General features: G+C 42.3%; 12 protein-coding genes. 1 reads left to right on the forward strand and 11 read right to left on the reverse strand.

Annotation, left to right across the window (positions count from 1 at the left end; translation table 11 throughout):
- Positions 1–32 precede the first annotated feature (32 nt).
- The 11 genes from QM956_RS00490 to QM956_RS00540 all read right to left on the reverse strand — a co-directional run bounded on the left by QM956_RS00490 (position 33) and on the right by QM956_RS00540 (position 10434).
- Positions 33–1343 carry an LCP family protein gene (locus tag QM956_RS00490; protein ID WP_261020043.1) on the reverse strand — a complete coding sequence of 437 codons (1311 nt, stop codon included), beginning with the start codon at positions 1341–1343 and terminating at the stop codon, positions 33–35.
- Complete coding sequence (gene pheA, locus QM956_RS00495) at positions 1340–2188, reverse strand: prephenate dehydratase (RefSeq protein ID WP_223340139.1); 849 nt, start codon at positions 2186–2188, stop codon at positions 1340–1342. The genes QM956_RS00490 and pheA overlap by 4 nt, the downstream gene beginning before the upstream one ends.
- Positions 2185–2661, reverse strand: coding sequence for a shikimate kinase (locus QM956_RS00500; RefSeq protein WP_261014108.1), 477 nt, complete (start codon positions 2659–2661; stop codon positions 2185–2187). Before QM956_RS00500 ends, pheA begins: the two co-directional genes overlap by 4 nt.
- The gene (gene aroA, locus QM956_RS00505) at positions 2654–3937 is read right to left on the reverse strand and encodes a 3-phosphoshikimate 1-carboxyvinyltransferase (protein WP_261020042.1); all 1284 of its coding nucleotides are present in this window, start codon (positions 3935–3937) and stop codon (positions 2654–2656) included. Before aroA ends, QM956_RS00500 begins: the two co-directional genes overlap by 8 nt.
- 91 nt (positions 3938–4028) lie before the next feature.
- Entirely contained in the window at positions 4029–4367 is a 339-nt protein-coding gene (locus QM956_RS00510) for a YlbF/YmcA family competence regulator (protein ID WP_049542908.1), read from the reverse strand.
- Positions 4368–4377: 10 nt separating this feature from the next.
- Positions 4378–5481: a prephenate dehydrogenase gene (locus QM956_RS00515; RefSeq protein WP_414302065.1), complete on the reverse strand. Its 1104-nt coding sequence runs from the start codon at positions 5479–5481 to the stop codon at positions 4378–4380.
- A 9-nt stretch (positions 5482–5490) separates the two neighbouring features.
- Positions 5491–6657, reverse strand: a complete 1167-nt coding sequence (gene aroC, locus QM956_RS00520; protein ID WP_414302066.1) for a chorismate synthase — start codon at positions 6655–6657, stop codon at positions 5491–5493.
- A gap of 9 nt (positions 6658–6666) precedes the next feature.
- Complete coding sequence (aroB, locus tag QM956_RS00525) at positions 6667–7734, reverse strand: 3-dehydroquinate synthase (protein ID WP_000702129.1); 1068 nt, start codon at positions 7732–7734, stop codon at positions 6667–6669.
- Positions 7735–7752: 18 nt separating this feature from the next.
- Positions 7753–8607 carry a shikimate dehydrogenase gene (locus tag QM956_RS00530; RefSeq protein ID WP_265480709.1) on the reverse strand — a complete coding sequence of 285 codons (855 nt, stop codon included), beginning with the start codon at positions 8605–8607 and terminating at the stop codon, positions 7753–7755.
- Positions 8597–9274: a type I 3-dehydroquinate dehydratase gene (gene aroD, locus QM956_RS00535; RefSeq protein ID WP_265480708.1), complete on the reverse strand. Its 678-nt coding sequence runs from the start codon at positions 9272–9274 to the stop codon at positions 8597–8599. The genes QM956_RS00530 and aroD overlap by 11 nt, the downstream gene beginning before the upstream one ends.
- A complete protein-coding gene (locus QM956_RS00540) occupies positions 9271–10434 on the reverse strand; it encodes a class I SAM-dependent rRNA methyltransferase (RefSeq protein ID WP_414302067.1) in 1164 nt (387 codons plus the stop codon). The genes aroD and QM956_RS00540 overlap by 4 nt, the downstream gene beginning before the upstream one ends.
- 149 nt (positions 10435–10583) lie before the next feature.
- Here QM956_RS00540 and QM956_RS00545 point away from each other — a divergent pair, with 149 nt between their 5' ends.
- Complete coding sequence (locus QM956_RS00545) at positions 10584–12701, forward strand: LTA synthase family protein (protein ID WP_414302131.1); 2118 nt, start codon at positions 10584–10586, stop codon at positions 12699–12701.
- The last annotated feature ends 412 nt before the right edge of the window (positions 12702–13113 follow it).

A 13113-nucleotide genomic window follows, 5' to 3' on the forward strand; every position in this document is an offset into this window, starting at 1 on the left:
ATAAATAGCCTTCAAACTTTGATTTTTCTATCTTATCTCATTCCCATTTGAGACAATTTATTCTGATATTTGTTTTGATCGACAAGTAAGCCCAAGCCTCCATAAACATCATAGGCATCTACCCAGTCACCAAGTTCCGGAACGGTTAATCTTTCAATACCATTTTGCGCTCCATCTAGGAAAGACAAGCCATTTGTTAACAAGAAGGTATAAGGAACATTTGTTGAGGTCATTGCGAAGACCTTGCCAAGTGCCTCTGATCCGGTAAAGAGTTTGGTGGGATCCTTGAGTTGCTGCAGAACAGCTGTCAATACTTGCTGTTGTCTCTTGGTACGACCATAATCACCTTCGTCATCATCACGGAAGCGTGCATAATTGAGCAAGGTTGAACCGTTCATCTGCTGTTTCCCAACTTTGATAGTCTGAGTTGGTGACTCTGTTTCCGTAGCATGTAAGTCATCTCCCACCGTAGCTTCGGTTAAAGGTTGACCTTCTAAGGTTGAGAATTTGGCATCAATCGTTACACCGTCAGGGAAGAGAGTGTCAATAGCAGTTGCGAAGGCTTGGAAGTCTACCAAGGCGTAGTACTTAATGTCCAAGTCAAAATTATCTTTCAATACTTGGCGAACCATTTCTGCCCCTTTTTGGCCTTCTTGCTCTCCTAGTTCATAGGCCACATTCAACTTATTATCGGATTGCTTTCTACCATTAATGACTTGACTGTATCCGTCTATATAAACCAAATTGTCACGCATAAAGCTGACCAGCTTAATTTTCTTATCTGAGCCACCAACGTTTAGAACCATAATCGAGTCCGTTCTCGTCTCAGCACTATTTTGGCCAATCCGTCCATCCGTTCCCATAATCAAAATATTGACCCCATCCTTGGTATCTTGACCATGAAAAACTTCTACTTGAGCTGCCTTAGCGTTGGCAGGTTTATTTGGATCAGCATTTGAATAGCCTTTTAGGAACATAAAAATCATGCCAAAACCGACACAGGCTAGAAGGGCAAGCAATCCTGCAAAAATGCGCCCCCAACGAATCTTACGTTTTTTGGACTTAACCTTTGGAAGAGGATGACTTTTCTGGTATTTTTTTGCACGACTACGGTTACCATAGGATGGAAGAGGAGACTGATTGACTGGTTCCATGAAAGACTCTTCCATATCGTAATTTTCATTATAAATTTCTGGAGAAGCTTTACTACTGCTAGCCATATTTAACTTACCTTGCAGGTATGCAAACTCTTTTTTCTCTCGCTCATTGAGGTAATGAATGTTCTTAAAAAGATAGTCATAACGCAACTGCTCGTGATGACTTAAGGGATTTTCTTTACTCATCTTCTCTCCTTTCCATGGTCTGATATTGGATAAATAGGATAGGCCCCCAAAACTTTATACTGGATTCCAATCGATTCTAATTCTTTTTGGGCAAAGTGGACCAGGTCCTTATCAGCGTAGTCCACATCGATAATGAAAAAGTATTCTCCCAGTGCTGTCTTGAGTGGACGACTTTCAATTTTTGTCAGGTCAATTCCTCGCCAAGCAAAAGTCGACAGGGCCTTGTAGAGTGCACCGGGAAGGTTGTCAGGTAAGGTCAGGGCCAAACTCATTTTTTCAGTTTGTGCTTTCAAAGGAATAGCCGCACCTTCAGCTCCCAGAACCCAGAAACGTGTGAAATTGGCTTCCATTTCCTGAATATCTTCTGCAATCAGTTCCAAGCCATATTCTTCTGCAGAACTTCTAGGGGCAATAGCTGCATAAGGCTGGTCTGGATGTTCGGAAATAAAGCGGGCCGCATAGGCTGTACTGGCTGTCACCTCAATTTGAGCATCTGGATACTGTTCATCGATGAATTTCTTTCCTTGCGCCAAAGCCTGTGGATGAGAAAAAATCTTTTCAATCTTAGTGTGACCTGGGACCACCATCAACTGCTGATGAATGGGCTGAACGATTTCTGCTACTGCTTGAATGCGAGCCTGATGAAAAAGGTAGTCCAAAGTTTCATGAACACTACCCTCGATAGAATTTTCTACTGGTACCACAGAATATGCCACCAGGCCTTGCTCATAGGCCTTGATAACATCTGTAATATTGGCAAAGGCCTGCAATTCCTCATGAGGAAAAGCTGTCTGCACAACGTGGTGTGAAAATGATCCCTTGGGACCTAGATAAGCAATTTTCATCTCAGTTCCTCTATAATTTCCTCTGGGCTTAGCTTGGTCACATCCAAAATCCGGCTAGCCACTTCCTCATACCAAGCCTGTCTTTCTTGGAAAATGCCTGCAAGTTCTTCCTTGCTATTATTTAGAAAAAGCGGGCGCTGATTGTCCTTATCAGCTGATATGCGCTGGTAGAGGGTTTCAAAATCTGCTTTCAGGTAGATATTATCAGAATTTGTCTTTAGTAAGTCACGATTTCGCTGAGAAATGACCACTCCTCCGCCAGTTGACACAACTTGATCTCTTTGTAGTAAATCAGCTAGGACTTCTGATTCTATCTGACGAAAGGCTTCTTCTCCCTTTTCCACGAAAAATTCCGCAATGGACATGCCTAAGTGCTTCTCTATCAGAGCATCCATATCGAGATAATCTGAGTCCAAGCCTCTTGCAATAGTCGATTTGCCAGCCCCCATAAATCCGAGTAATACCTTAGCCATGAATCAAGCTCTCCAAATCATCAAAGAAGCTAGGATAACTGGTATTGATGGCTTCTGCACGATTAAGCTCCACTTCTCCATCAGCAACCAAGAGGGCTGCGATGGCTGTCATCATGCCGATACGATGGTCACCAAACGTATTGACTCTAGCACCGTGAAGGGCTGATTTCCCTTTGATAATCATTCCATCTGCTGTAGGTGTGATATCCGCACCCATGCTATTTAAAGCGTCTGCCACAACCTGAATGCGGTCTGTTTCCTTGACCTTGAGTTCCTCAGCATCCTTAATAACTGTTATACCTTGAGCTTGGGTCGCAAGTAGGGCGATAACTGGCAATTCATCAATCAAGCGTGGAATCAAAGCTCCACCAATCTCTGTTCCTTTCAAATCAGAAGACTCAACAGTCAAGGTAGCAGATTTAGCGACTGGATCAATTTCAGTTATTTCTAGTTTTCCACCCATGGCACGAATGACATCAATAATACCGGTACGCGTTTCGTTGATGCCCACATTCTGCAGCACTAGACGAGAATTCGGAACAATCAAACCTGCGACCAACCAAAAGGCTGCACTGGAAATATCTCCTGGTACGACCACCTTTTGTCCTGTCAATTTTTGTGGTCCTTGGACTGTGATTTTCTTACCGTCCACACTTAAATGGCCACCAAATTGTTGCAACATATCTTCAGTATGATTACGAGTGCACTCTTTTTCGATAATAACAGACTCCCCCTGAGCCTGCAAAGCCGCAAAGATCAAGGCTGACTTGACTTGAGCAGAGGCAATTGGCAACTCATAGTGAATAGGTCTTAGGTTTTTCGTCCCTTTGAGGCGAAGAGGAGGCAGGTCTCGCTCAGTTTGCCCCGAAATGCTAACGCCCATTTTTTTCAGTGGAAGAGTCACACGATCCATAGGGCGTTTGGATAGACTGTCGTCTCCGAACATCTCTACTTCAAAGTCTGAACCAGCAAGAACACCTGAAATCAGACGAATCGAGGTTCCAGAATTTCCCATATCAAGGGCATTTTGCGGAGCTTTTAAACCATCCATACCTACACCTTGAATGGTAATAACCTCATCTTTATCCTCAATCTCAACACCAAGGTCACGAAAGACTTGAATAGTTGAGAGCACGTCCTCGCCACGCAAAATATCATAAACCTTGGTCTCACCCTCAGCCAAACTTCCAAAGATAATGGAACGGTGGCTAATAGACTTGTCACCTGGAACTCGGATACTCCCGTGTAAGTGGCTAATGTTTGTTTTTAGTTTCATACTGGACCTCATACTTGCAATACTTTTACCTATTTTATCATAAAAAGCCAGAAATTCCTTAAAAATTCCTGACTTTATGATAGTTATTTTCTTATTTTAGCAATTCTGAAACTGGTTCGAAAACAATTTTTTCAATGTCAGAAAGGTAAATTGCCAATTGTTGTTGCTTAGTAAAAAATTCTGATAAGAGGCTATTCCCTTGAATCTGCTTACCAAAGCCTTCCATTTTCGCTTGAAAGGAAGCGTCTGGCATTTGACCTGTCTGTGCCAGTCTTTGAATTTCGTCTTGGAAGGCAACATATTCTGTAAAAATTTTGCTTGCCTCAGCATCTGCTGAAATAGCATCTTTAGCTGCTTTGACAGCCTTGTATTCTGGTAATTCGCGTAGACCGCGACTGAGTTCGTTTGCACTATCGTAAATATTTGACATAATTTTCTCCTTACTTGATGACGACTGTGTAGTCGGTATTTTCTGTTATGAGATGCTCAACTCTTTCCAAGTCTTGAGCATTTTTAAATGAAATTTGTAGAATCCCGTGAATATCCTCACGGTTTTCCTCATTGATGTGAATATTAACCAAGGAAGTTCCACGTAACAGTTCCAAAATCCGCAGGATGACGTTTTCTTCATCGGGAACGTCAACATAGAGGTCATAAGAGCTATCCACACCACCACGCTTATGAATTTCCATGGCCTGACGTTGCTCACGTGCTTGGTTGAAAAAGTTCCAAATCTGCTCCTCATCTCCCTTGATGATGGCTTGACCAACCTCATCTAAGCGTTCCTTAAAATCCTCAATCCGCTCTAGGATAGTCTCGCGATTGGACAAAAGAATGGACGTCCACATACCTGGCTCGCTTTCTGCAATTCGAGTCATATCTCGAAAACCACCGGCCGCAAAACGCCTTGTCATCTCATGTTCTTGAGCATAGACCGCGGTCTGTTCCATGAGACTAGAAGCCAGAATATGAGGGAAATGGCTAATCTGAGAAGTGACTCGATCATGCTCCTTGGCATCAATTTCGATAAAGCGAGCATGAAGACCTGAAAGCAGAGCCTTCATTTCCTCAAGCGTGTCCTGACCTGTCAGACTCGAAGGTGTAAAGATATAATAGGCATTTTCAAAGAGATTGACATCCGCAGAGGCAGCTCCTGTCTTGTGGCTACCAGCCATGGGATGGGCCCCAACAAAGCGAACAGGTTTGTCAGCCAAATATTGCTCCGCCGCATCCACAATGGCTGACTTGGTCGAACCAGCATCTGAAATAATGACGCCTTCTTTCAAGTCCAAGTCGGCCAACTCCTTAATAAAGGAAATGGTTTGCTTTATTGGCAAGCTGAGAATGATGATATCTGCCAAAGGAGCAAAACTGGCAAAATTATCCGTTGCACGGTCAATCATACCTTCTTTCAAGGCGATATCTCTCGAAACTTGACTGCGATTATATCCTAAAATTTCATAATCTGGATGATCGCGTTTGATACCAAGTGCCATAGAGGCACCAATCAATCCAAGACCTGCGATATAGACTGTTTTTGCCATAGGAACTCCTTAATAGTTCTTTGTATAGTCTCGGTGTTGGGCTACCGCTTCTTTTAATTCCTCTAGATTGTCTGATGAGAATTTTTCGAGGATTTCTTGTGCCAGAACCGTTGCAACAACGGCTTCCATGACTACACCTGCTGCTGGAAGAGCTGTCGGATCACTTCTCTCCACAGTTGCCTTGTAGGGTTCATGGGTTTCGATATCCACACTCATGAGTGGTTTGTATAGAGTAGGAATGGGCTTCATAACTCCACGAACAACGATGGGTTGCCCATTGGTCATACCACCTTCAAAGCCACCTAAATTATTGGTACGGCGGGTATAGCCATCTTCTTTAGACCAGAGAATTTCATCCATGACTTGGCTTCCTTTACGATAACCAGCTTCAAAGCCAAGACCAAATTCCACCCCTTTAAAGGCATTGATAGAGACAACCGCTTGGGCAAGTCTGGCATCCAATTTTCTGTCCCATTGGACATAGGAACCAAGACCAACTGGAACACCTCCGACAACTGTCTCGACAACCCCACCGATGGTATCTCCATCACGCTTGATTTGGTCAATATAGTCCTTAATTTCCTGTTCTCGTTCTTGGTTAACAATAGAAACTTCGGACTGGGCAACTCGTTCCTTAATCTCAGCGACTGTTAGATTTTCAGGAACATCGATTTCCTTGCCACCGAATACTACAACATGGTTGGCAATCTCTATATTCAGCTCAGTCAAGAGGCGTTTGGCTACTGCGCCAACTGCCACCCGCATAGTTGTTTCACGAGCAGATGAGCGCTCCAAGGAATTACGCAAATCATCAAAACGGTACTTGATGCCTCCAACCAAGTCGGCATGACCTGGACGTGGATGGGTGATTTTCCGTTTGCTTTTAAGGCGGTCTTCAATGTCCTCCGCAGACATGATATCCAGCCATTTCTGATGGTCCTTATTGACGACATCCATAGTAATGGGAGCCCCAGTAGTCTTCCCATGGCGAACACCCGAAGTAAAGATAACTTGGTCGCTCTCAATCTTCATACGACCACCACGACCGTAGCCACCCTGACGACGTTTCAAATCCTCATTGATGTCCTCTGCTGTCAAAGGAAGTCCAGCTGGAATTCCTTCAATGATAGCCGTCAGACGGGGTCCGTGTGATTCACCTGCAGTTAAATATCTCATACACTCTCCTTATTTTACCAAGTAGTCTTTCATCTCTTCCAGTGAAACTGGGTGAATGGTTGCAGAACCAAGCTCTGGCACCAAGACCAATTTCAAGGTATTGCCACGCGCCTTCTTGTCATGAGTCAAAGCCTGATGAAGCTTGTCAACATCCCAGTTTTCATAGTCAACAGGCAAGCCAAATTTCTGACACATAGCTGTAATAGACTGAGTTATGCCAACTGGCATGAGACCTTTTTCCTCAGCAACCTTGGAAATCTGTACCATACCCATGGCCACAGCTTCTCCATGCATGACCTTGCCATAACCGGCCGTTGCTTCAATGGCATGACCAATGGTGTGCCCAAAATTGAGGTAAAGGCGTACACCATTGTCCAGCTCATCCTCAACCACCATCTTGCGCTTAACCTGACAAGAATGTTCAATCAAAGTATCCGCATGTTCCAGAATGCTCTCCACAGAACCATCTAGCTCCGTCAAGAGAACCCAAAGTACTGGATCCTCAATCAAGCCATACTTGATGACCTCACCCATTCCTTCAATCAACTCTCTTTTTCCGAGGGTTTCAAGGACAAGTGGGTCAATCAGAACCCCATCTGGTTGGGCAAAGGTGCCCACCATATTCTTAGCAAATGGAGTGTTAACGCCTGTCTTTCCGCCGATAGAAGAATCAACCTGAGCTGTCAAGCTAGTCGGAATCTGAACAAAATGAATACCCCGCATATAGGTAGAGGCTACGAAACCAGCCAGGTCTCCAACGACACCACCTCCGAGAGCCACGATTCCATCACTACGAGTCAGACCTTCCTTGACTAAAAATTCATAGACTTTCTGGACAGTAGTTAAATTCTTTCTTTCTTCGCCTTCTAAAAAGTCAAAAACTGCTACCTGAAAACCAGCATCTTCTAGGCTGAGCTTGACCTTCTCTGCATAAAGAGAAGCTACATGGTTATCTGTCACAATGACTACCTTTTGTGGTTGCCAGAGTTCTCGCAACCATTGACCAGCCTGAGCCAGACAGCCTTTTTCAATCTGAATATCATAAGGATGATGAGGAATATCGATTCTGATTTTCATAGGAGAATCTCCTTTTCTTTATTGGTATTTTTCTGTTAAGGACTGCCAAATCTCTTCTGTTGGCATTTCCTTGCCTGTCCACAGTTGAAAAGCTTCTGCAGCTTGATAGAGCAACATTCCCAGACCATTGACAACTGGATTGCCCTGATTTCTAGCCCATTTCAAAAATGATGTTTCAAAGGGTTGGTAAATGATATCTGCTACTAAAAGAGTTTCTGGTAGGACAATGTTTTCAGGAACTGGAGATGATTGACCATCCATCCCTACACTTGTCGCATTGACCAGTAAATCCGACTCGGCAATCCTTGCTTGAAGTTCAGAAACATCTTCTAAAGCATACAAGTCCACTTTAAAGCCTGTTTGCTCCTGTAACTTGTCTAGATAAGGTCTTGTTTTTTCCATAGAAACTGAACGAACAAAGACAGAAATCTGACTGACGCCGTCCAAAATAGCCTGTGCCAAGATTGATTTAGCCGCACCACCTGCACCCAGCAGGGTCATCTTTTTACCTGAAATTGTAAAAGAAGGCAAGCTCTTAAAAAATCCCTTGCCATCTGTATTATATCCAATTAAATTGCCATTCTCATTGACAACCGTATTAACCGCACCAATCAAGCGCGCTTCATCGCTCAATTCATCTAAATAAGGAATCACCTGCTCCTTATAGGGCATGGACAGGTTGATGCCAAACATCTGGTAGCGACGAATATTGGCTACTGTTTCTGCCAAATCACCCGCTTCAATCTCCCAAGCCACGTAAGCACCATTGGTAGCTGTCGCCTCAAAGGCACTATTGTGAATAAAGGGGGAAATCGAATGCTTAATAGGATTGGCAACAACGGCAGCTAAACGTGTATAGCCATCAAGCTTCATCCAAAATCTCCCGAATTTTTTTCATGTTAGCTAGGGAAATCTGACCTGGGGCACTGGCCTCATCTAGACTAGCAAAGGACCAGCTAGAACCTGTCACATCGGCAGTGATACGAGAGACCTTGCCCACCTTACCCATAGAAATAGTTACATATTCCTGCTCAGGATTGAGGGTTTTAAAGCCTCGTGTATAGTTCATCAAGTCTAGTACATCCTGCTCCGTGTTAGCCATCACCGCGACCTTAACAAGTTTTGGATTTAAGCTCGTCAACTCTGACAAGATTTCCATCATGTTTTCAGGTGTTTCTTGGAAATTGTGGTAACTCAAAACAAGATTTGGAAAATCCAGCATTTCCTCAAAAACATCCTTGTAGCTGTAGTACTCAAAATCAATATAGTCTGGTTGATAGAGTTGCGCCACTTCCTTGATTAGATGGATATATTCTTCTGGAGAAAGGTCGATTTCTCCCCCTTCAGAGCGAGTTCGCAATGTGAAAACCAACTCACGGCCTGCGAATTTTTCAAAAATAGCTGGAGCCACCTGCAAAATTGCTTCCTTAGGCAGATAGTCGGCACGCCATTCAATGATGTCGGCATCCAGATACCTCGTGGCATCCAGAGCCTGAGCTTCCTCTAAACTTCTTGGCATTACTGAAACGATTAATTTCATTTACTAACCTTCATACTAATCACCTTGAGGTAATTACTACTTTCATCTTTTTTATTATAGGCGAAATCTGCTGGAAGACCGTATTTGTTTAAAATCTGGTAACTTCTTCCTGCAAAGCCTTTATCAATTTGTTCTGTAAATTTCTGGCGGGAAACATTGGCAGCATTGGTACTGGCAATGATAATTCCTCCCGGATTTAAAATCTCAAGACTCTGGGAAATCAACTTGTGATAATCCTTAGCTACAGAAAATGTTTGTTTTTTGTTCCGAGCAAAGCTAGGCGGATCTAGGACAATCACATCATAGGTCAAGCCTTTTCGCTTAGCATACTTGAAATACTCAAAGACATCCATGACTATAAAACGATGGTCGTCTGTGCTGATTCCATTTGCCTGAAAATGCGCTTGAGACAATTCTCGTGAACGTTTAGCTAGGTCAACCGAAGTAGTCTGGCTTGCTCCTCCCATGGTCGCAGCTACTGAAAAGGCTGCTGTGTAGGAAAACATATTGAGCAAGGATTTCCTCATAGCCAAGCCGTCAACTAAACTACCACGAACCTCGTGCTGATCTAGGAAAATCCCTGTCATCAAGCCATCGTTCATAAAGACTTGATACATGACACCATTTTCCAAAACAGTGAAGAAGTCAGGTGCTTCTTGACCATAAACATGGGCAGATTCGTAGTCCAAGCCCTTAAAGCGGATCTTCTCATATGCTCCTAAAACCTCAGGAAAAACCTGTCTAAAGGCTTCTGAGATAACCTTGCGAATCTGATAACCATAAGAGTTATACCAAGAAAAGACAGCATAGTCGCCATAAAGGTCCACTGTCAGACCGCCAAAGCCATCTCCCTCTTGGTTAAAAAGACGAAAGGCAGTTGTCAATTCATCTTGATAGTAGGCTTTTCTCTTTTCTTTAGCTTGTCTAAACAGTGCTTCAAAGAAAGCTTGATTGAAGGTCATCTTTTCTGTGCTGACAAACCAGCCCAAGCCCTTGTTTTGCTGAGAAAGGTAGGCAGTACCAAGAAAGTTTCCATCTTGACTATGAACTTCTACTTCCTGATCCTTGAGATGAACATCTGCAAGATCACTCGCTTCTAGTAAAACTAGTCCCTTTGAAAGCTTTTTTTCAACCCTTTTGTTGACTCTTATTCTATTCATAGTCCCTATTATAGCAAATTTTGTGACAATTCTCAAAAAAGAAACTACCCTTGCTTTTTTACTCTAGTTTTAAAAAATGGTATACTAATACTAATAAAAACTTAGGAAGTAATTGTGTGAGAATCAATTTTAACAAAATCCAAAAAGCCATGGGTTCCAGACTGGGTTTTGTCCTAACCCTTTTAATCCTCTATTGGCTCAAAACCTTATTAGCCTATACCGTTGACTTTAATTTAGATATTCAATTGGGCAAATTGCAGGGAAATTACCTTGCCTTTATCGCCTTTTTTAACCCCCTTCCTTTGGGACTCCTCCTGCTGGCTCTAGCCCTCTATGCTCGTTCAACCAAGGCCTTTTACAGTCTTAGTATAGCTATTTACAGCCTTTTATTCATTTGGCTCTATTCTAATATTTTTTACTATCGAGAATTTAGTGACTTTATCACGGCCAATACCATGAAAGTGGTCAGCAAGGTGTCTGTTGGTACTGCCGAACTAGAGTTACTGCGCTTTTGGGATTTCATCTATTTTATGGATTTCCCATTGCTGGCTTATCTTCTCTATAAGAAGCTCATCCAGCTGGATAGGAGACCTTTCAAATTCCGCTCCAGTGTTGCCATCACTGCTCTCTCAGCCCTGCTCTTTTCTGCTAATCTTTTCTTGGCTGAAATCGAACGTCCCGATCTCCTATCGCGAGGATTTTCTAATTATTATATTGTTCGTGCCCTTAGTTTGCCAGCCTTTTTAGGTTATAGTGCCAACCAATCCTACAGTGCCAACAAAGAACGTGCCAAGGCCTCTGAGACTGATCTTCAACCTATCACAGATTATATTCAAGAACATTCGACTAAGCCCAATCCAGACTATTTTGGATTAGCCAAAGGGAAAAATGTGATTTATCTCCACTTGGAGAGTTTCCAACAGTTCCTGCTTGACTATAAACTTAACATAGATGGAACTGAGCATGAAGTCACTCCCTTCCTAAATTCACTCTACCATTCGCAATCAACCCTAGCCTTTTCGAATATCTTTAACCAAGTCAAGGCTGGTAAGACCTCAGATGCGGAAACCATGCTGGAGACTGGTTTGTTTGGACTTGACCAAGGTTCCTTTATGGTCAACTATGGAGGTACCAATACCCAGCAGGCTGCGCCTTTTATCCTATCAAAAAATGGCTACCAATCAAGTGCAGTCTTTCATGGTAACATTGGGACCTTCTGGAACCGAAATACGACCTATAAACAATGGGGTTACCAATGCTTCTTTGATGCTTCCTATTTTACTAAGCAAGACAGTAGCAATTCTTTCCAATATGGTTTAAATGATAAAATCATGATGAAAGATTCTATCCAATATCTAGAGCACCTGCAACAGCCTTTTTATGCTAAGTATATCACGGTATCCAATCACTATCCCTATGCTAGCAATCTAACAGGCGATGAGCTTGGTTTCCCACTGGCTAAAACCAAAGATGAAACAATCAACGGCTACTTCCAAACAGCCAACTATCTGGATAGTGCTATCAAGGCCTTCTTTGACTATCTCAAAGAAAGTGGCCTCTATGAAAAATCCATCATCGTCATCTACGGAGACCATTATGGAATTTCTAACTCCCGCAATCCTGACTTAGCGCCATTGATTGGAAAGACTTCTGAAAACTGGTCGAATTACGACAATGCCATGTTGCAACGAGTGCCTTTTATGGTGGTCATGCCTGGCTATGAAAAAGGACAAATCATCAATACCTACGGTGGGCAAATCGATATCTTACCGACTCTCGAACACCTCCTTGGTATTGAGTCCAATTCCTTCCTTCAAGTCGGCCAAGACCTTCTGTCTCCAGATCATCAAGAAATCGTTGCCTTTCGGACTGCTAATTCCTTCGTCACACCTAAATACACCAGTTATGACGGACGAACCTACTATACTGAAAGTGGTCTTGAAATCAGTAATCTTGATGAACAAGCTCAGACTGAATTAGAAATCGTTCGGCAGGCAGCCAGCCAACAGCTAAAAATCAGCGACCAGATTCAAACTGGTGATTTAATACGTTTCTACCAAGCAGATCATCTTGGAAAAGTTGATACAGAAAGTATTTCTTACCTCAATTCTTTACCAATTCTTCAAAAGATTGAGCAGGAAAAAGGTAGTCAATCAACCAGTCTCTTTAGCCAACGACAAGGTAAGACCAGTACTGACCTTTTCAAGGCACCAAGTTACCAAGAACTCCATCCAGAGTCTGCAGAAACTGAATCAAAATCACAATAAAAGATGCTCTTCCATCGTGGAGGAGCATTTCTTTTTATAAAATAAAATTCAACGAAAATCAAAGAACAAACTAGGAAACTAGCCTCATATTAACTGTGAGATTATAGGTAGAGATGAGATAAATCAGCTTCATCAGATATCTGGAAAATTTGATTTTTTAGAAAAGCCTTTTGTTACAAACTCAATATACTATCAATAAATAATATTATAGAAGCAACAATAATTATAATTTCACCTATCTGCATAATCCTATTTCGAACTCTAAATATATGTTCTATCAAAAATACTTGAAAAAGACACATTATAGGAATTAACGTTTTTGAAATTGAAAAATATCCAAATAAATAAACTATAAACAACAATAATAGAACTATATTATATTTCTTATTCAAAACATTCCTCCCTATATTTT

The organism is Streptococcus mitis (assembly GCF_047460035.1).
In the GTDB taxonomy this organism is placed as follows: Bacteria; Bacillota; Bacilli; order Lactobacillales; family Streptococcaceae; genus Streptococcus; species Streptococcus mitis_DW.